The 17583-nt window shown below is 57.7% G+C and carries 22 protein-coding genes and 2 tRNA genes; 6 read left to right on the top strand and 18 right to left on the bottom strand.

Annotated elements, in window-relative coordinates:
- Nucleotides 1-61 precede the first annotated feature (61 nt).
- From ACR3ES_RS07860 to ACR3ES_RS07895, 8 genes are all read right to left on the bottom strand, one after another.
- The gene (locus tag ACR3ES_RS07860) at nt 62-1390 is read right to left on the bottom strand and encodes a hypothetical protein (protein ID WP_480493411.1); all 1329 of its coding nucleotides are present in this window, start codon (nt 1388-1390) and stop codon (nt 62-64) included.
- Between the two features lie 54 nt (nt 1391-1444).
- Nucleotides 1445-1519 (bottom strand) — tRNA-Phe (locus ACR3ES_RS07865).
- 78 nt (nt 1520-1597) lie between these two features.
- Nucleotides 1598-1780, bottom strand: a complete 183-nt coding sequence (locus tag ACR3ES_RS07870) for a DNA gyrase inhibitor YacG (protein WP_170429063.1) — start codon at nt 1778-1780, stop codon at nt 1598-1600.
- Nucleotides 1777-2799, bottom strand: coding sequence for a ribonuclease E/G (locus tag ACR3ES_RS07875; RefSeq protein WP_170429066.1), 1023 nt, complete (start codon nt 2797-2799; stop codon nt 1777-1779). Before ACR3ES_RS07875 ends, ACR3ES_RS07870 begins: the two co-directional genes overlap by 4 nt.
- Nucleotides 2796-3374, bottom strand: coding sequence for a Maf family protein (locus ACR3ES_RS07880; protein ID WP_170429069.1), 579 nt, complete (start codon nt 3372-3374; stop codon nt 2796-2798). The genes ACR3ES_RS07875 and ACR3ES_RS07880 overlap by 4 nt, the downstream gene beginning before the upstream one ends.
- Nucleotides 3375-3385: 11 nt before the next feature.
- Nucleotides 3386-3604 carry a translation initiation factor IF-1 gene (infA, locus tag ACR3ES_RS07885; RefSeq protein WP_005978431.1) on the bottom strand — a complete coding sequence of 73 codons (219 nt, stop codon included), beginning with the start codon at nt 3602-3604 and terminating at the stop codon, nt 3386-3388.
- Between the two features lie 89 nt (nt 3605-3693).
- Nucleotides 3694-4569 (bottom strand): carbon-nitrogen hydrolase family protein, encoded by an 876-nt coding sequence (locus tag ACR3ES_RS07890; RefSeq protein WP_170429072.1) that lies wholly within the window; start codon nt 4567-4569, stop codon nt 3694-3696.
- A gap of 79 nt (nt 4570-4648) precedes the next feature.
- Nucleotides 4649-5050, bottom strand: a complete 402-nt coding sequence (locus ACR3ES_RS07895; RefSeq protein WP_170429075.1) for a MerR family DNA-binding protein — start codon at nt 5048-5050, stop codon at nt 4649-4651.
- A 79-nt stretch (nt 5051-5129) separates the two neighbouring features.
- On the opposite strand from ACR3ES_RS07895, the gene ACR3ES_RS07900 reads away from it, so the two are divergent.
- Nucleotides 5130-5618, top strand: coding sequence for a DUF2938 domain-containing protein (locus ACR3ES_RS07900; protein ID WP_170429078.1), 489 nt, complete (start codon nt 5130-5132; stop codon nt 5616-5618).
- Nucleotides 5619-5647: 29 nt separating this feature from the next.
- Here the strand turns inward: ACR3ES_RS07900 and ACR3ES_RS07905 are convergent, their stop codons facing one another.
- From ACR3ES_RS07905 to ACR3ES_RS07945, 9 genes are all read right to left on the bottom strand, one after another.
- Nucleotides 5648-6241 (bottom strand): GNAT family N-acetyltransferase, encoded by a 594-nt coding sequence (locus tag ACR3ES_RS07905; RefSeq protein ID WP_480425160.1) that lies wholly within the window; start codon nt 6239-6241, stop codon nt 5648-5650.
- On the bottom strand, nt 6234-6632 hold the full coding sequence (locus ACR3ES_RS07910; protein ID WP_170429085.1) for a ketosteroid isomerase-related protein: 399 nt from the start codon (nt 6630-6632) through the stop codon (nt 6234-6236). The genes ACR3ES_RS07905 and ACR3ES_RS07910 overlap by 8 nt, the downstream gene beginning before the upstream one ends.
- Nucleotides 6629-7087, bottom strand: a complete 459-nt coding sequence (locus tag ACR3ES_RS07915) for an arsenate-mycothiol transferase ArsC (protein ID WP_170429087.1) — start codon at nt 7085-7087, stop codon at nt 6629-6631. The genes ACR3ES_RS07910 and ACR3ES_RS07915 overlap by 4 nt, the downstream gene beginning before the upstream one ends.
- Nucleotides 7088-7090: 3 nt before the next feature.
- On the bottom strand, nt 7091-7570 hold the full coding sequence (locus tag ACR3ES_RS07920) for a UPF0262 family protein (protein WP_170429090.1): 480 nt from the start codon (nt 7568-7570) through the stop codon (nt 7091-7093).
- 95 nt (nt 7571-7665) lie between these two features.
- Nucleotides 7666-8967, bottom strand: a complete 1302-nt coding sequence (gene hisD / locus ACR3ES_RS07925; RefSeq protein ID WP_170429093.1) for a histidinol dehydrogenase — start codon at nt 8965-8967, stop codon at nt 7666-7668.
- 57 nt (nt 8968-9024) lie between these two features.
- A complete protein-coding gene (locus tag ACR3ES_RS07930) occupies nt 9025-9489 on the bottom strand; it encodes a GNAT family N-acetyltransferase (RefSeq protein WP_480425162.1) in 465 nt (154 codons plus the stop codon).
- 54 nt (nt 9490-9543) lie between these two features.
- The gene (locus ACR3ES_RS07935; protein ID WP_170429099.1) at nt 9544-10020 is read right to left on the bottom strand and encodes a DUF2948 family protein; all 477 of its coding nucleotides are present in this window, start codon (nt 10018-10020) and stop codon (nt 9544-9546) included.
- Nucleotides 10017-11285 carry a UDP-N-acetylglucosamine 1-carboxyvinyltransferase gene (gene murA / locus ACR3ES_RS07940; protein WP_170429102.1) on the bottom strand — a complete coding sequence of 423 codons (1269 nt, stop codon included), beginning with the start codon at nt 11283-11285 and terminating at the stop codon, nt 10017-10019. Before murA ends, ACR3ES_RS07935 begins: the two co-directional genes overlap by 4 nt.
- Before the next feature lie 6 nt (nt 11286-11291).
- Nucleotides 11292-11447, bottom strand: coding sequence for a hypothetical protein (locus ACR3ES_RS07945; RefSeq protein ID WP_170429105.1), 156 nt, complete (start codon nt 11445-11447; stop codon nt 11292-11294).
- 83 nt (nt 11448-11530) lie between these two features.
- Here ACR3ES_RS07945 and ACR3ES_RS07950 point away from each other — a divergent pair.
- Nucleotides 11531-11605: transfer RNA gene (locus ACR3ES_RS07950), tRNA-Thr, on the top strand.
- A 362-nt stretch (nt 11606-11967) separates the two neighbouring features.
- On the opposite strand, the gene ACR3ES_RS07955 is transcribed toward ACR3ES_RS07950, so the two are convergent.
- Complete coding sequence (locus tag ACR3ES_RS07955; protein ID WP_170429108.1) at nt 11968-12918, bottom strand: GlxA family transcriptional regulator; 951 nt, start codon at nt 12916-12918, stop codon at nt 11968-11970.
- A 181-nt stretch (nt 12919-13099) separates the two neighbouring features.
- Here ACR3ES_RS07955 and ACR3ES_RS07960 point away from each other — a divergent pair, with 181 nt between their 5' ends.
- From ACR3ES_RS07960 to ACR3ES_RS07975, 4 genes are read left to right on the top strand one after another with little or no spacing between them, the layout of a single operon-like run.
- Nucleotides 13100-13810 carry a GntR family transcriptional regulator gene (locus tag ACR3ES_RS07960; RefSeq protein WP_480425164.1) on the top strand — a complete coding sequence of 237 codons (711 nt, stop codon included), beginning with the start codon at nt 13100-13102 and terminating at the stop codon, nt 13808-13810.
- 7 nt (nt 13811-13817) lie between these two features.
- Nucleotides 13818-14735, top strand: coding sequence for a dihydrodipicolinate synthase family protein (locus ACR3ES_RS07965; RefSeq protein ID WP_170429114.1), 918 nt, complete (start codon nt 13818-13820; stop codon nt 14733-14735).
- Between the two features lie 3 nt (nt 14736-14738).
- On the top strand, nt 14739-16235 hold the full coding sequence (locus tag ACR3ES_RS07970) for an aldehyde dehydrogenase (RefSeq protein WP_170429116.1): 1497 nt from the start codon (nt 14739-14741) through the stop codon (nt 16233-16235).
- Nucleotides 16232-17572 carry an NAD(P)/FAD-dependent oxidoreductase gene (locus ACR3ES_RS07975; RefSeq protein ID WP_170429120.1) on the top strand — a complete coding sequence of 447 codons (1341 nt, stop codon included), beginning with the start codon at nt 16232-16234 and terminating at the stop codon, nt 17570-17572. The genes ACR3ES_RS07970 and ACR3ES_RS07975 overlap by 4 nt, the downstream gene beginning before the upstream one ends.
- Nucleotides 17573-17583: the final 11 nt, after the last annotated feature.

A 17583-nucleotide genomic window follows, 5' to 3' on the forward strand; every position in this document is an offset into this window, starting at 1 on the left:
CGCAACATCGCAAGTTGACCTTTAGCACTGTTGCGCGAAATGAGGCCCCATCGCTATTTTCTCACGGGGAAGAAATTGACTGGAGCCAATCAAGTAGCTTGGCCGCAGTACCGCTCGGATCGAAGGCAGTCAGGAACGCCACAGCAGCAGCCCCGACAACAGCACTAAGTCCGCCAGTGACAAGGCCGGGAGCCAAACCTTCCCACCGCTTTTGTTTTTCCATTCCCAACTGAATAACCGTTATCGGTACCATTTTCTGGTGCGATTGCTGGAGTACAACCATCGCTGCAACTGCGATTGCTGTTGCGTAGGCACGATCCAGAAGCTCCGGGATGCCGGGTAACCAAACTAGAAGGCCCAAAAAAACGATACTGTTGAGCCAGTTTCCGTGGGTTCGGTATTTTGTCGCTATCCAGTTTTCCTTCGGCTTAAGTTGACCGAGGGTTGCTTCAAGAATGCCTGTAACCCAAATCTCATCACCACCAGTCACACGTACTTCATTTTTGTCAAATTGACCCAACTGTACTGAGACAGTGCGATCCAACCCATCCGGACCGCTAGCCCTAGCGTCAAGTCTTAATTGCCGCACTTCCCCAACGCTATCGGCATGGTCTAGGAACTCCGGCGCTGTTTGAACCCTCTCCTTTTTCGTAAGTGGTTCATAGCTGACAACCACGGCGGTATCGGGCAAAGCATCCTGCAAGAAAGTTATCAGATTTCTTACACCTCCTAGCGCCAACCTAAGTACACCCAGATCTGCCGTGTGAACGTGAAGCCGCTTTGCCCGGCTTGCAGTCCCATCCGAAGCGGACTCATTCAAATGGTCATGAGGAAATAATTGGGCCGTTCCGGCATTTCCCGCAGCAGTACTCCATCTACCATTGAAAGACCCACCGCTTGACAACAAAAGGTCGACGGCCATCACGACTGAGTTCGGGGGCTGACCGTCGGCTTCTGTATCGTCAGAATGGCTTTCCGGGAGACGGCTTTGACCGGCTAGACTAAGTTTCGTCCCGTCAAAGGTACCAGAAACGTCGAACACCAGTAACCCGGCATTTTCTTCGTTTAGTCGAAGTACGCCCGCAGTTTCACCATCTGTGCCAGTATGAACAAACTCAAGGAAAACCTTGCCGAAGTTTGTTCCGTAAATGTGGCCAGCCATGCGACGGATCTGACCGTCTTTGGGCGTCGCTACAACACTATTTCGATCACTATCCAAGGCAAGTTGTTCCTTCCCGAAATCTATTGATTCAACAGCTCTAAGTCTGTCAGCCTGTTGTGATTTCCGCAATTGCGTAAGGAAGGCGAAGCCGTCAATGACGTCAGAATGGTGCCAAGCAGGCTGACTTTCGGCTTCAAAAGTTGCGGGATTTGGTGCGTAATCCCGCAACAAATCGAACTTTTCATATTTTTCTTTTTAATTTCAGATAGTTACGATGAATTGTGGTGCCCGGGGGCGGAATCGAACCACCGACACGAGGATTTTCAGTCCACTGCTCTACCCCTGAGCTACCCGGGCACGGGAACAGCGTTTGCCGTTGGGTGGAGGCCTTCTAGGACTTGCGCAAAGCAGTGTCCAGAGGATTTTTGAGATTTTTTAGTGCGGGCGATGGGGCTTGTTGTCGCTCTCAAAATCATTCGATTCCACGTCATCTTCGCGTTGTGATGGGACGGCGTAAGACCCGTTTAGCCATCTTGCCAGATCGATGTTTGCGCAGCGCGCAGAACAGAACGGGCGAAACTTGGTTACAGTATCTTCACCGCAGATCGGGCAGCTCATTTCAGAACCTCACTCAAGGGAACGCGTCCGCGTTTTCGCTGCAGCTCGAAGTGACCAAGCGGGGTCCATCCGAGCAGTGTTGTTTCGACCGGATCATGCCGAAAGGTCGCGCGCAAGGCCTGCTCGAACCCACGGCGATCTTTCTTCGGCATGGGCGCCAGATCCAGAGTTATCTGGCCGCCAAGGCCGCGAACACGCAACGCGCGGGCAAGCTGTTTTGCGCAGGCAAAATTGGCTTTTGTGCCTGCGGCCATAGAGGTGTCAGCCCCGGTGTTGACGTCGACCGCCACGAGGGCGCGGGTGGTTTCAATGAACAGGTGACCGCCGCCGGGTAGAGGCTCTGCGATACTGCGCGCCTCCTCCAATGCATCCAGCACGCCGTGGGGCTCAAAACCACCGGGTTTGGTCACCACATCCGCCGGATCGGTCCAGTCGCGCCAAGCCAGAATGTGCGGACCGTCGCCCTCGCGTAGCGTATCGGAATGGGTATCGGAGTCATTCAAGACCTGATCCGCCTCTGACAACACTGCACTGATGTCATCCGCGACGTCATCCGTGTCAGCGCCGCGGCAGCAAGAGCGCAGAATGAGACCGTACGGGCTGTTACCCATCTGGTCATGCGCAATTTCCAAAAGCCGGTCCCTCTCTGCTTCGTCCCGAATGTTGCGCGATATGTTCAGTCCTGGCGCATCCGGTGTGACGATCGCATAGCGGCTTTTGAAAAGGACGCGATCGGTCACCGGAAACGCTTTGCCCGGTTCCGCATATCCGGTCACCTGAACCTGCAACAGCGCCCCGGGTGCCATACCTTTGACCTGACGCAGAAAGGCCGGGCCGTCAGGCGTTGTCAGGAACATTCCGCCCTGGCCTTTGACGGGCCGATCCGCACGCGCGCGATAGACGGTACCGGGCGGCGGCGCGTCTCCTGAAATCAGAAAATCATCGAGTCTGCCGTCGACCATCAGGGCGGCAGCTTCGCGACCGTCGATATGATCCAGAATGATGGTCCGGCCCTTCATGACGTTTCTTTGTATAGCTGATGGCCAACGGCCTGTAGCAAGGCAGCGGTTTCGGACAGTGGCAATCCTACGATGCCGGTAAACGAACCTGAGATCCAAGGGATGAACGCGCCAGCCGGTCCCTGTATCGCATAGGCTCCGGCCTTGCCGTGCCAGTCATTGGTTGCGAGATAGGTATTCACCTCGATATCCGACAAGCGTTTGACCTTGACCTGAGAAACCACGTCCCGCTGCAAAACCCTCTCCGCCTTGCGGACTGCAACCGAGGTTACAACGCGGTGCCGCCGCCCGGACAAAGCGTAAAGATACTCGGCGGCCTGACCGGCGTTTCCCGGTTTTCCCAGAATGCGGCGGCCCAGCGCGACTGTTGTGTCGGCGCAGAGAACGATATCTTCGTTATCTGCCTGCACCGCCCGCACTTTTTCGCGCGCAATGCGGTTGCAGTAAGCAACGGGCAGCTCCCCTTTCAGGGGTGTTTCGTCGATGTCAGGGGGGCGAACGGCGTCGGGCTGCACGCCAAGCTGCGCCAGCAGGTCCAGCCGCCTTGGGCTGCCCGATCCGAGAATAAACGCCATTGTGGTGGGCGTTACTTGAAGCGGTAGTTGATCCGACCCTTGGTCAGATCATAAGGGGTCATTTCGACCTGAACTTTGTCGCCAGCCAGAACACGGATGCGGTTCTTGCGCATCTTGCCTGCCGTATGTGCGATGATCTCATGGCCGTTTTCCAGCTCGACCCGAAACGTCGCATTCGGCAGGAGTTCCTTCACGACACCGGGAAATTCGAGCGTATCTTCCTTGGCCATGTTGTCTCCATCTTTAGGTTTCACCCGCTGCTTGCAGGGGTGTGCGCCTAAATGAGCCTATTCGGGCCTTATTTCAAGGGCGGAATCGTCTAGAGGGCACTTATTGTGACTGAATCTGCGCGCGGCGTCTGCTCAGCCCAATGGGTTCGGTTCAGGACGTTCCCGTTGGACCGCACGTTGGCAATTGCGAGCGGATCAACCTGCGCATAGGTCCATCCGGGCGCATTCAGCGCACCCTCGGACAAAATGCCAGTTGGCGGGAACCCGATATCCGGCGGACCAAATACACCGCCAGTTCCGGTGTTCCGGTCCACCGCCTCCGACCAATCGTTGTCACCAACCAACGACGACATCACCGTAACACACTGATTTTCAAGTGCTCGCGACATCGCGCCGATGCGGACACGCCAATAGCCAGACAGCGCCTCGGTGCACGACGGGACAAGGATCAGATCTGCGTCCTGAAGCGCACGTCCCAGCAAGGGGAATTCGCTGTCATAGCAGATCAGTACCCCGATCTTGCCCAGCGCAGTGTCAAACAGTTTGAGCGGGCCGCCGGACGCAATGTCCCAGGTTTCGCGTTCAAAGCGCGTCATGATCTGTTTGTCCTGATGGTCGAGCCCGCCATCAGGCGCGTAGAGCATCGCTCGGTTCACCGGGCGGCCGGGTCCGTCGATCTCTGGAGCAGATGCGCCCAAAATGTATGTGTTGTAGGCTTGGGCGAGGCGCCGGTGCACGGATTGCGCCTCTTCCATCCGATCGGACACTGCACGGATCGAGCGTTCGAGATCACCCGCAACCTCGGCCCCATCCAGCGTCGAAAGTTCCATCGCACCGTATTCTGGAAAGACCAACAACTCAGACCCTTGGTCGGCGGCCTCAGACACCCAGGACTCGAGTTTGTCTTCGTACTGCGCCCAGGTGTCGAGCCAGTCGAGATTATAGGCTGCAGTTGCGACTTTCATTGAGGCGGGTCCACTCAATCATTTCGACAGGACATTAGGCCCACGCGCCGGTGCGTGTACAGCCCCCAACAGAGGGCACCTACGATCGACGATCTCGTCTATTCAATGCCACATGCATGATGCGGCGAAACCGTGGGCATTCCAGATGGCTTTTAGCCGAGCACTTCATGATGTGCCGAATACCGTCTCGCAGGGCTGTCAGCTCTTTTATTCTATCCTCCAATTCACACGCTCTGGCGTCCAAAGCATCAAGATCCAATTCCGGTTTGTCATCGGCTCCAAGCAATTCGCCGATCTCGGTCAGGGAAAAGCCAGCAATCTGCCCAAGCGAAACAAGGGACAGTCGGGTTTTCACCTGTTCCTCGTAAACTCGTTTCAATCCCTTTCTTCCGGCCGATTGTATGAGACCGAGTTCTTCATAATATCGCAGCTTGGAGGCCGCAAATCCGCTTGCGCGGGAGAGTTCGGAAATATCAAGCATAGCATTGACCTCAAGTTGACTTGAAGTTGTATCGCCTGTTCGTCAGGGAAATTTCAACACCGAACCGAGGATAAATGTTATGATCATCAATCTCCTACTCGGCGCATTTGTTATTGGAATCGGCGCGACGGCGTTCATGGACGTATCCGCGCTGCTGCAGCGGCGTATTTTCAGTCTGCAATCCCTTGATTACGCTATGGTCGGTCGCTGGCTTGGACATGTCGCGCAGGGCAGGATCATGCATCGCCCCATAACCGCCAGCACGCCAATCCCTGGGGAACATATGGTCGGATGGACCGCACATTACGCGATTGGTGTTTTGTTCGGCGGCGTCTTTCTGATGATCGTCGGGTCGGACTGGCTTGTATCACCCAAACTGGTTCCGGCGCTGGCATTTGGTGCTCTGACGGTCCTCGCACCCTACCTGATTTTGCAGCCCGGAATGGGTGCCGGCCTGGCGGCCAGACGGACACCCCGCCCCAACGTGGCAAGGCTCAAAAGCTTGGCGACTCACTTGATATTCGGTTTCGGACTTTGGCTGACGGCCTTTGTCTTATCCGTTTCGTAATGCCGTCAAGCGGACCAGAAGCCGCGCTGTCATAGGTCGCGGCTCCAAAACTGCAGCGGCTTTGCGGTTTCTGCCACGTCATTCACGTCTTTCCACGAAAACTGCGCGACGATGCCCGGAAGCGGTTTATATCCGCGGGCACGCCAGAAGGCGTCGAGCGGGCGGCAGTCATCGGGCCGCATGGGATGATCGGCGGGGCGCTGGACGGCACAGAAGGCGCATTTGGTAAAACCAAGGGTGCGGGCGTGGGCTTCGCGCAAATCAAAGAATGCATGACCAACGCCCTGCCCACGATAGTCGGGCAACAGGACGGATTCGGCACAATAGAAAATATCTGCGAGATCTAAGCCCGAATTCTGAAAGGCCGTCGCAAAATCATCGGCGTGCTCGATCAGGGGCGCCCCGGTTGAAGCACCCACCAGTTGGCCGCCGTCAAAGGCGCCGACCAGAATGGCCCGATCACTGTCTTTATAGGCCTGCAGGTACTTGCGTTCGTAGGCTAGATGCCCGTCGTAAAGGTAAGGCCAGGCCCGGAACACGTCGATCCGCAGTTGCGCCACATCGTCCAGCGCACCTTCGAGCGCGGCGCCCGTCAGGGCGCGGACGTCCGTGACCTCAGCCATCCGTAACCTGCTTGGTCCAGTCAGCAAGGTTGTAGAACGTGGTCACGCGGGTGATTTTTCCGTCCTTTAGATCGAAAAAAGACCCCGCCGGCAGGCGGTAGGTCTGACCATGTGCGTTGGGCAGGCCAGCATCCGTTTCCAGATAGGTGCCGTTGACAATGAACTCCGCCGCGGCCCGGGTCCCTCCATCGGCCTCGAAAATGACGATGTCGGTGAGGTTCTCTTTGTAACAGCGATTCATATGGGAACAGAACGCCGCGAATTGGTCTTTGCCGACCCGAATTTGCCCCTCATTCACGTGATGGGCCACATCGTTGGACAGGCAGGCCAGCATGCCGTCGACATCACCGGCGTTAAAAGCGTCGAAATACGTTTTGACGGTCGGGTTCATGTGCTCTCCGTTGGTTCGCCCCAGCGGTCTTTCAGATGGCTGATGATCTGGTCGCGGGTTTGTCGATAGTGTTTTAGCTTTTCATCGCGCGTCTCGCCCAGCCCGGTTGGGTCCATAATTGGCCAATAATCGACATCGAGGTGAAAAAACCGGGTCAATTCCAGCGCTTTTCGTTGGCTGGCGGGGGACAAAGCGACAATCAGGTCAAAGGAACTGAGGTCATCGCCCCATTGCTCCATCTCGTCAAACGAGCGTGAGCGATGGCGCGAGAGCTCAACATTGATCTCCTGACAGGCCGCAATGCAAAAGCCGTCGATTTCCAGATCATTAAAAACGCCCGCAGATTGCACATAGGTGCCGGTGCCATAGAACTTTTTCATGATGCCTTCGGCCATAGGGGACCGGACCGAATTGTGGTCGCAACAGAACAGGATGGACTGCGGCAGAGGCTTCACCTGTCAGCCCCCGAAGTGCAGGACGCAGATCAGTGTGAACAACCGGCGGGCCGTATCGGTATCGACATCGGCTTTACCTTCCAACCGTTCCTGCAACACGCGACTGCCTTCGTTGTGAATGCCGCGCCGAGCCATGTCGATGGTTTCAATTTGGCTGGGCGGCAGGGATTTCACCGCGTCGAAATAGCTTTCGCAGATCTGAAAGTAGTCTTTGACCACCTGCCGAAACGGTCCAAGCGACAGATGAAACTCGGCCGCTTTCTCGCTTTCTTCGGTTGCGACATCGAATACCAGCCGCTTGTCGCGAATTGACAGCTGGACATGGTACGGACCGTCCGGCACAGCGCGGTCGTCCCGGCTGGGCAGTGCAAAAGTGTTTTCCTCAAGCAGATCAAAGATGGCAACCTTGCGCTCTTGCTCGATTTCGGGCGTTGGCGGCGGCAGATTCCTGTCATCCAGTTCGATATGCGAAATTCGGGTCATTTTCTTGCAGTCCGTTCAAGTCAGGTCAGACCTATAACACGCACCTTAAATGGGCAACGCTATCAAGCCGGACGCGAGCGTTACGCTGTGTTCTTTCAGTCGTTCAGGCGATCCAGGCGCGCCAAAACTGATAATCCATGCGCCTCGAGGCTTTCGGATTGGGCCAGTTGAGCCGCAGCCGGACCGATGGCGCGCAAAGCTTGCGGTGTCATCTGGCTGAGCGTTGTACGTTTCAGGAAATCCATGACGCTCAGGCCGGACGAAAAGCGGGCCGACCGCGCCGTCGGCAGCACGTGGTTGGGACCGCCGACATAGTCGCCAATGGCTTCGGGCGTGTACTGGCCCAGAAAGATGGCGCCCGCGTGGATGGTTTTGTGGCTCAACCCAACCGGGTCGGCGACGCAGAGTTCCAGATGTTCCGGCGCGATGCGGTTCGACAGCGTTGCGGCCTCATCCAGATCGCGCACGGTAATCACCGTGCCAAAATCCCGCCAGCTTGCACCGGCGATGCCACGACGCTTAAGCGTCTCCAGCCGCTCGTCGACAGCGCGCGCAACGGTCTGACCGAAATCGGCGTCGTCGGTGATCAGGATCGACTGGGCGCTTTCGTCGTGTTCAGCCTGGCTGAGCAGATCCAAGGCGATCCAGTCGGGGTCGTTGTCCTTGTCGGCGATCACCAGAATTTCCGAAGGCCCTGCAATCATATCGATGCCGACTTTGCCGAACACGCGCCGCTTCGCCGCCGCGACAAAAGCATTGCCTGGTCCGGTGATCTTGTCGACCGGCGCGATGGTTTCGGTTCCGTAGGCCAGTGCGGCAATCGCCTGCGCGCCGCCGATGCGGTAGATCGTGTCGACGCCAGACACCTGCGCGGCCAACAAAACCAACGGATTGATCTGCCCATCCGGGGTGGGCACGGTTATGGCCAGCCGCTCAACGCCGGCCACTTTGGCCGGTATTGCGTTCATCAGAACGGATGACGGGTAAGACGCCAGACCACCCGGCACATAGAGCCCGGCAGCAGACACAGCAGACCAACGCCAACCCAAAGTTGCGCCGGTGTCATCCGTCCATCCGTGATCGGATGGCATCTGTTTTTCGTGATAGGCCCGAATGCGCACGGCTGCCAGTTCCAACGCTGCCCGATCCTGTTCCGGTACCTGTGCGATGGCGCGGGCGATATCGTCAGGGCTGAAGGCCAATGTGTCCGGTGTCAGCTCCACCCGGTCGAATTTCTCCGTCAGTTCGATGACCGCCGCATCGCCTCTGTTTCGCACGTCGTCGATGATGCCAGCCACAACCGCGTCCACATCGGGGCTGTCTTCGCGCTTGGCTGAAAGCAGCGCCTGAAAGGCCGTGTAAAAGTCAGGCGATGTGGTGTCGAGGAAAACGGGCATTCTGGCTCTCCGGGCGTTTCAGCGGGACATACCGTCAGGCGGTGTTGGCCTCAAGCCTTACTCCAAACTGTGCAGCAATTTGTGCATTGCAAAACAGGAAAGATCATTTCGATCACAACGCCGCCCCGTGGCCTGCCAGCCATGGCGCTCATAAAACCGAAATGCTGTCCGCGTGGCTTCCAGACGACCCTCTTTGTGTCCGGTGGCGAGAATTTCTTGCTCGAGCCTGTGGAGCAAGGCGGCACCTATTCCCCGCCCGCAATGCTCCGGGTGAATACACAAAAGTGTAATCTCGAACTGGCGCAAGGCTCCGACTGCCGCGATTTGCTTTGCATCTTCGGCCACCCAAAGTTCAGCGCCCGATCGGATCCAGTTCTTGATTGTTGCAGGATCCTTGTTTGCCGTCCAATCCGCGAGTATTTGCGGATCGTTTTCATGATCTTCAGCACAGAGTTCGGTAATCGAACGTACTAGGACACGGCTGATATCGAATACGTCGAAAACCTCGGCCTGGCGCAGCACCAGCCCATGTGGCGTCTCCGAGAACGCCTGCGCTATACCGCGCTTGTTCTGCATCTATTCCGCATGGTGCGGGGCCTGACCCGAGGGTGCGCGGTAGGGCCGGGTCACATCCTTGAGCGTCGCCGCCAGTGCTTCGACCGTCAAACGGATTGCTCCATCGCCTGCCAGCGTCAGCAAGACCTGACCAGCGCCGTCTTCGCCGGGTTCGAAATCGACGGATAACAGAGACAGCACCATGTCCGGGTCACGGCGGTCGATGCCCTGACTTGAGACGGACAGCACAGAATCGAACACTAAAACAGACTGAACACGTTCAAAGGGGCGGTCGCGCCGCGCCGCGGCGTCCTTATCTTCCCAACGGAAGCGGTTGAGCAACAGCGCGAAGCGGCATTCAGATGGGCGCCACGTCATCTCGGTCGCCGGGAACACCGCATCCTGTGACAGGGTCGAGATAACCTGCAGGTCATCGGCATCCTCTGCGCCGAGATACAGCGGGGCTTCGCGCCCGTCTTCGAAACTTGCGTCCATCATTGACCTTTGATCCGTTCAATCTTTGCGCCTACGCCTTCCAGCTTGCGTACCACATGTTCATATCCGCGATCCAAATGATACACCCGGCTGACCGTCGTTTCACCTTCAGCGGCCAGCCCGGCCAAAATCAGGGAGACAGAAGCGCGCAGATCGGTGGCCATGACCGGCGCACCTTTTAGCTGATCCACGCCCGTGACCGTGGCGGTTCCGCCGTGCACCTCGATATTCGCGCCCATGCGGACCAGTTCAGGGGCGTGCATGAACCGGTTCTCGAAAATGCGCTCTTCGAGCACCGAAACACCTTCGGCCGTGCACATCAGCGCCATCATTTGCGCCTGCAAATCCGTGGGAAAGCCCGGGAAGGGCTCTGTCACCACATCGACCGAAGTGACCTGCCCATTCCTGCGCGAGACTTTCAGGCCGTTTTCAGTCTCTTCTACGCTGACCCCGGCTGCATCCAGCTTACCTGCAAAGGATTCAACAAGGCGCATGCGACCGCCCAGCAACTCAACTTCACCGCCGCAAATCGCAGGTGCCAGCATATAGGTGCCAAGTTCAATCCGGTCGGTCACAACCTGATGCGTCGCGCCGTGCAGACGGTCCACGCCCTGAATTTCAATCGTGGACGACCCTTCTCCATAAATCTGAGCGCCCATTTTGCGCAGGCAGTCGATCAGATCGACAATCTCGGGTTCGCGCGCTGCGTTTTTGAGAACGGTGGTGCCTTTGGCCAGAGACGCGGCCATGACAATGTTCTCGGTGGCTCCCACGGAAGCGAACCGCATCTCATGCACTGCTCCTTTCAGCCCACCTGGAGCTTTGGCGTGCAGATACCCGTCTCTGAGTTCGATCTCTGCGCCCAGCGCCTCAAGCCCTTCCACATGCAGATCCATAGGACGTGCACCAATTGCGCAGCCGCCGGGCAGCGACACAACCGCCTGACCTAAACGCGCCAGCATCGGACCCAGAACGAGGTTCGAGGCCCGCATCTTGCGCACGATATCATAGTCTGCCGTGTGGCTGGTTAAATCGTGGCTGGACATCGCAATGACCTGACCATCCTGCAGAGAAGATACCTCAGCCCCCAGAGACTGCAACAAAGCCGTCATGGTCTTGATATCGCTAAGCCGCGGAGCGTTGGTCAGTGTTAAAGGTTCCTCGCTGAGCAAGGTGGCGGGCATCAGCGTCAGACATGCGTTCTTGGCCCCCGCAATCGGTATCTGACCGTTGAGCGGCCCGTTACCTGTTACCAGAATTGAATCCATTTGCTCTTATCCCTCATCCTTGCCGGCATTGTCGTCCGAGTTCGCACGGGCCTTGGCCTGCGCCTTGCGCCGCGCAAGGTTGGCTTTTAGTGCGACTTTGAGCCTGTCTTTGCGGGCGCTATCGGATTTGCCGTGTTTTTTAGGTGAACTTTTGTCTGCCATTGTCATTCTCTACAGGAGGCGAAAAAAACCGTCCAGACACCCTTGCGTGCTGTTTCGTTTAAGTCTAATCACCCGGCCACAGCGCTGCTGTAGCTCAGAGGTAGAGCACTCCCTTGGTAAGGGAGAGGTCGAGAGTTCAATTCTCTCCAGCAGCACCATGATTTTCGTGCGCGCCCGTCTAAATAAAACGCTGCTTAAAACCAAAATCCTCTTGCAATCCGATTGCCGATTTCGCAAGAAGCGGCAGCTGACGTAGCGTAACTTCGCCAAAAATTAATGTTTTAGCCAATTTCGAACCAATAACTGACATGATTCCACAATAGTTGACTTAACTGTACGCATTTGTGTGCGTTTGGACCCGCCGAACTGTTGACCAGTCCAGTTTTAACGAGGGGGTATATCGGCGAGACCAGGGGCGAGCGCGTTGGTCGTTTACATATACGGCGCGGCCAAGTCGCTCGCCCCAACTTTTAGATACTCTGGCTCAAACACAGGACCGGTAGGACAAAAGGCCAGGAAATCAGTCAATCTTGTTCTTTTGCGCATGGGGTGTGACCCCAAAGCTCGACCGGTACACGCGCGAGAAATGCCCGGGGCTTTCAAATCCACAAGCCACGGCGACCTCGGTGACCGAGGATTCGGTTTGAAGCAGCAGTTTTTGCGCCCGCTCTAGGCGCATTTCCATAAAGTACTTCTTGGGAGACGTATTCAGGTACTTTCCAAACAACCGCTCGAGTTGCCGGGTTGAGATCCCCAGTTCCACGGCAATGTCCGATGGTGAAACCGGCGATTCGACGCTGTCCTGCATAAGGTCGATGGCTCTGGCCAAATGCGCGTTCCGCATCCCGTTGCGTGACTGCAAAGACACCCGCTGTTTGGCGGTGGCATTACGTACGGCGTTGTAAACCATCTGATCCGCCACCTCGATTGCCAGATCCTCGCTATGATCCTGCCCGATCAAATGCAGCATCAGATCGGCCGTCGCCGTGCCACCAGAAGCCGTGATGTGCTTTTCGTCAGCCACAAAGACACTGCGAACCAGATTCACCTGGGGAAACGCCTCGGAAAAGGCGTCGTGATACTCCCAGTGAATGGCGGCTTGCATACCATCCAAAAACCCCGCCTCGGCCAACAGCCACGCGCCGGAACACAGCGCGCCAATGGCAGTCCCTTTCGCGCGTTCGCGCCGCAGAGTGGCCAGCAACGAGCGCGTGACGTGGTCGCGCATGTGAATACCGGACAAGACAAACAATTGATCGCATTTTGGCAGCGCATCCAACCCACCATGCACCAGAGTTACTGACCCGTTCGAACACACCGCCTGCTCTCCATGCTCGGACACGAAGGACCAGCTATACAGTTCCTCTTCCATGACCCAGTTAGCGATACGCAGCGGTTCGACAGCGCAGGAAAACGCGAGATGGGAGAATTCTTCAACCAGAATAAAAGTGATGTGCCGGGTCCGGCGCATTGGATGTCCCGTTCTGCAGGGCAGCGCGCACTAGCCTTTACTGCCGTTTCGGATTGTGATGCGCCATGCTGCACGATTTTTCTATGTATACAAGTTGTATTTTTTTCGAATACAAAAGCACTCATTGTGAATCAGGCACGATTCGTCTGATCCGATATGCCGACGTGAAATGGACCCTTGTATGAGAGACGAGAGCAAAACGCGTAAAGCTGCACTGACAGAGCACCTAAGGGTGTCAATTCTGACAATGCGGTTGCGACCCGGCGTGGACCTGGATGAGGCGCACCTGTCCGACGCGTTCGGCCTATCACGGACGCCGTTGCGTGAAGTGTTTCGGCAATTGGCGGGTGAGGGTTATCTGGATTTGCGCACAAACCGCGGCGCACGTGTCTCGGAGATGTCGCACACCACGCTGCGCGACTTTTTTCTGGCCGCGCCTATGATCTACGGCGCGATCCTGCGACTGGCCGCATTGAATGCGACAGCCCCGCAAATAGAAGAGTTGAAAGAGGCCCAGCAGGCGTTCAAGGCGACGCTGCGGTCCGGCTCTGGTGCGGATCGTGCGCTTGCCAACACCCGGTTCCATGAAGTGACCGGGGAGATGTCTGGCAATGTCTATCTGTTACCGTCTTTCAATCGCCTGCTGATCGACCATGCGCGGATCGGCATGACGTTTTACCGCCCGCAGGTTCCCGAGATGTCGGATAATCTGTCCACCGCCAGCCAGCAGCACGACGCCATCATCGCCGCCATCGAAGCCCGGGATGACACGGCGGCGGCGCGTCTCGCCGAAGAACACTGGAGCCTGTCGCGCGACCAAATCGAGCTTTTTGTGACGCCAGAGCCGCTGGACGTCCCGATGGGCAGCGCGCCTCAGTCGAAACCTGCATGAGGACAGAATGAACCCGATATTCAGATTTGAAGGCATCTATACCCCCGTGGTCACACCGTACCACGCGGATGGCAGCGTGAATTGGGACGCGCTGGCGCAGGTGATCGAAATCCTGATCGAAAATGGCGTACATGGCCTGATCTCGGGCGGGTCGACCGGCGAGAATTATGCACAAACCGTTGAAGAGCGGTTAGAGCTTGCGACGTTCACGCATGAGCAACTGAATAGCCGGGTACCTCTGGTGGTCGGAACGGGTGCGATGCTGACCCCAGACTCGATTGCCCTGGCCTCCGGCGCGCGCCAGATCGGCGCGGATGCGATCCTGCTGGCCAGCCCGCCCTATTCGGTTCCGACTGACCGGGAAAACGCGCTGAACGCACTGGCTATCGACAAAGCGGCTGATCTGCCGATCATGCTGTACAACTACCCGCACCGAACCGGCACAATGATGAGCGAGGAGTTTTTGGACCGGGTGGGGCGCAGCCGGAATTTCTGCGGCATCAAGGAAAGTTCGGGCGACATCAACCGGGTGCATCTGCTGGCGCGGGACTATCCGCATATCCAGCTGGGCTGTGGCATGGATGATCAGGCGTTGGAGTTCTTTGCCTGGGGCGCGCCGTTCTGGGTGTGCGGCGGGTCGAATTTCCTGCCCGCTGAACATGTGGCGCTTTACAATGCCTGCGTGATTGAGGGCAGCTTTATCAAAGGCCGTCGGATCATGAGCGCGATGATGCCGCTGATGCGGGTGCTGGAACAGGGTGGCAAGTTCATCCAGACGATCAAGCATGGCGTCACCATGAATGGGATCGATGCGGGCCGGGTGCGGCCTCCGTTGAAAGGTTTAAACAAGGATGACAAACGCGCGCTGGAACAGGTGACGCGCGTACTGAAGAAGACAATCGCAGATATAGTGGCGGAGGGATAAAGCATGGGCTTGCTGACACAGGATGAGTACAAATCCATCGCCGCGGAACTGGCCCTGCCGACCGGGGCCTTCATTGATGGTGCGTTCCGTCCGGCGATCTCTGGCGAAACCTTTGAGACGGTGAACCCGGCAACCGGCGACAAGCTGGCCGATATCGCGTCCTGCGGCGCGGCAGATGTGGATTTCGCGGTCGAGAAGGCGCGCGAGGCGTTTGAAGATGGCCGTTGGACGAAACTGCATCCCTCGGATCGCAAGGATGTGCTGATCCGACTGTGCAAACTGATCACCCGCAATGCGCGGGAACTGGCCGTGATGGAGAGCATCGACAGCGGTAAGACCATCTATGACTGCGAGACCGTGGATCTTCCCGAGACGATCCATTGTCTGAAATGGCACGCCGAGGCGATCGACAAGATCTATGATCAGGTCTCACCCGCCAGCGACGACCACATCGCCATGGTTGTGCGCGAACCAATCGGGGTTGTCGGGCTGGTGCTGCCTTGGAACTTTCCGCTGCTGATGTTGGCGTGGAAAATTGGGCCTGCTCTGGCCGCTGGGTGCTCGGTCGTTATTAAACCAGCGGCCGAAACCACGCTGACGGCCCTGCGTCTGGCCGAACTGGCGATGGAGGCGGGTCTGCCGCGCGGCGTGCTGAACATCGTGCCTGGCGGCGGTGCCGAGGTGGGCGAGCCTATCGGGCGGCATATGGATATCGACATGGTGTCCTTCACCGGCTCGACCGTGACGGGCAAGCGGTTCCTGACCTATTCCGCTGAAAGCAATGCCAAGGAAGTGGTGCTTGAGATGGGCGGCAAGAACCCGGCCATCGTGATGGAGGATGCGGAAAACCTGGATCGCGTGGCCGCGCATGTCGTGAACGGTGCGTTCTGGAACATGGGCGAGAACTGCTCGGCCTCGTCCCGTTTGATAGTGCACAAGGGTGTGAAGTCGGAACTGCTGGAGCGCATTGCACATCACGCCAAGCAGTGGAACATCGGCGATCCCCTGGACCCGGAAACCCGCATGGGTGCGCTGGTCAGCCAAGGCCATTACGCCAAGGTCTGCGGCTATCTGGATCAAGCCGAGAGCGTGGTCACCGGTGGCAAGGCCGAGAAAGGCTTTGTCGAGGCCACGGTTGTTGAAGTTCCCGGCAACGAGACGAAACTTGCCCGCGAGGAAATCTTTGGCCCGATCCTGTCGGTGATCGAGGTCTCGGGGTTCGACGAGGCGATCAAGATTGCCAATGATACCGAGTATGGCCTCTGCGCCTCGATTTTCACCTCGAACGCCAAGCGCGCTATCCGAGGCGCTCGCGCCATTCGCGCGGGCACCGTGACAGTCAACAGTTTTGGCGAGGGTGACATCACAACGCCATTTGGTGGCTACAAACAATCCGGATTTGGCGGGCGCGACAACTCTGTTCACGCGCATGACCAGTACACACAGTTAAAGACCATATGGATCGATCTGGCTGATGACGCTGATGAGGCGGTGGATTGAGTCGCTACCGCGCCAGACGCCTGCCGCGGCAGACAGGGCCAGCAGGCTGGAACGCCATTCTGCCGCCGCAAACACCGTGTCCTGAACTGGACAGGGACCAAACCGCCGACATTACAATTGTCGGCGGCGGTTTTGCGGGCCTGAGTGCGGCGCGGCGGCTGCACCAACTTGATCCATCCCTAAGAATCGTCCTGCTCGAAGCCGGGCGGATGGCCGACGGGTCTGCGGGCCGCAATTCGGGCTTCATGATTGACCTGCCGCACGATCTGGCGTCGGACAATTATGCAGGCGACGGGATCGAGGCGGACCGGGCGACCATCGCCCTGAACCGCCGCGCCATCGATTTTGCAACAGACGTCGCGATCGAGAGTGATCTGACGCAGGAGGCGTTTGATCCCTGTGGCAAATTCAATGCTGCAGCAACTCGGGCCGGTGACGCGCACAATCGGGAATTCGCAGAGCATCTTGAAAGACTGGGCGAACCCCACACGCTGTATGACGCGCAGCAGATGCAAGAGATCACTGGCAGTCCACACTACACGTCCGGCCTTTATGCGCCGGGCACGGTCATGATCCAGCCCGCCGCATATGTTCGGGCACTGTCTGCGCGTCTGGCCGGGCAAATCCACATGCATGAAAACTCACCGGTCACAGGTTTTGAGCGACAAGGGTCGGGCTGGATCGTGGAAACGCCCAAAGCGCAGGTTACGACCGGCCGCATCATTCTGGCCAATAACGGTCACGTGGAAAGTTTTGGTTTTTTCCGGCGCCGCTTGATGCACATCTGCCTGTATGCCTCAATGACGGAACGGCTGACGCCCGATCAGATCGCGACTTTAGGCGGTCAAGCCCGCTGGGCGGTGACGCCCGCAGACCCGATGGGCACGTCGGTTCGGCGCGTTTCCGGCAGCTCTGGGGACCGCATCCTGATCCGGACCTGCTCAAGCTTTCACCCCACAATCGAAACCTCGCAGATGCGGTTGCACAAAGCCGGGTGGGTACATGACCGCAAGTTCCGCGAACGCTTTCCACATCTGCCGGGTGTGAAGATGGCGCATCGATGGGCTGGCATGCTGTGCCTCAGCCGAAATGGGTCGGCGGCCTTTGGCGAACTGGATACGGGTGTCTACTCCGCCTGCTGCCAGAATGGGTTAGGCATCGCACGCGGCACTTTGCAGGGTATGGGCGTCGCCGAGTTGATGTTGAACAATAACTCGGAGATCGCGGCGCATTTTCTGGCGCAACCACACCCCACGCGTCTGCCGCCGGAGCCATTTGCGTCACTCGGGGCGAACACCTACCTGATGTGGAAGGAATGGAGGTCGGGCAAGGAATAAAGCCAGCCTGT

This window comes from Ruegeria sp. B1, assembly GCF_056535885.1.

Bases quoted from the DNA above. Each gene is read 5' to 3' on its own strand.
- ACR3ES_RS07870 (WP_170429063.1), bottom strand. From the start codon at position 1,780: ATGAGCTGCCCGATCTGCGGTGAAGATACTGTAACCAAGTTTCGCCCG.
- ACR3ES_RS07875 (WP_170429066.1), bottom strand. From the start codon at position 2,799: ATGAAGGGCCGGACCATCATTCTGGATCATATCGACGGTCGCGAAGCT.
- ACR3ES_RS07880 (WP_170429069.1), bottom strand. From the start codon at position 3,374: ATGGCGTTTATTCTCGGATCGGGCAGCCCAAGGCGGCTGGACCTGCTG.
- infA (WP_005978431.1), bottom strand. From the start codon at position 3,604: ATGGCCAAGGAAGATACGCTCGAATTTCCCGGTGTCGTGAAGGAACTC.
- ACR3ES_RS07890 (WP_170429072.1), bottom strand. From the start codon at position 4,569: ATGAAAGTCGCAACTGCAGCCTATAATCTCGACTGGCTCGACACCTGG.
- ACR3ES_RS07895 (WP_170429075.1), bottom strand. From the start codon at position 5,050: ATGCTTGATATTTCCGAACTCTCCCGCGCAAGCGGATTTGCGGCCTCC.
- ACR3ES_RS07900 (WP_170429078.1), top strand. From the start codon at position 5,130: ATGATCATCAATCTCCTACTCGGCGCATTTGTTATTGGAATCGGCGCG.
- ACR3ES_RS07905 (WP_480425160.1), bottom strand. From the start codon at position 6,241: ATGGCTGAGGTCACGGACGTCCGCGCCCTGACGGGCGCCGCGCTCGAA.
- ACR3ES_RS07910 (WP_170429085.1), bottom strand. From the start codon at position 6,632: ATGAACCCGACCGTCAAAACGTATTTCGACGCTTTTAACGCCGGTGAT.
- ACR3ES_RS07920 (WP_170429090.1), bottom strand. From the start codon at position 7,570: ATGACCCGAATTTCGCATATCGAACTGGATGACAGGAATCTGCCGCCG.
- hisD (WP_170429093.1), bottom strand. From the start codon at position 8,967: ATGCCCGTTTTCCTCGACACCACATCGCCTGACTTTTACACGGCCTTT.
- ACR3ES_RS07935 (WP_170429099.1), bottom strand. From the start codon at position 10,020: ATGATGGACGCAAGTTTCGAAGACGGGCGCGAAGCCCCGCTGTATCTC.
- murA (WP_170429102.1), bottom strand. From the start codon at position 11,285: ATGGATTCAATTCTGGTAACAGGTAACGGGCCGCTCAACGGTCAGATA.
- ACR3ES_RS07945 (WP_170429105.1), bottom strand. From the start codon at position 11,447: ATGGCAGACAAAAGTTCACCTAAAAAACACGGCAAATCCGATAGCGCC.
- ACR3ES_RS07955 (WP_170429108.1), bottom strand. From the start codon at position 12,918: ATGCGCCGGACCCGGCACATCACTTTTATTCTGGTTGAAGAATTCTCC.
- ACR3ES_RS07960 (WP_480425164.1), top strand. From the start codon at position 13,100: ATGAGAGACGAGAGCAAAACGCGTAAAGCTGCACTGACAGAGCACCTA.
- ACR3ES_RS07965 (WP_170429114.1), top strand. From the start codon at position 13,818: ATGAACCCGATATTCAGATTTGAAGGCATCTATACCCCCGTGGTCACA.
- ACR3ES_RS07970 (WP_170429116.1), top strand. From the start codon at position 14,739: ATGGGCTTGCTGACACAGGATGAGTACAAATCCATCGCCGCGGAACTG.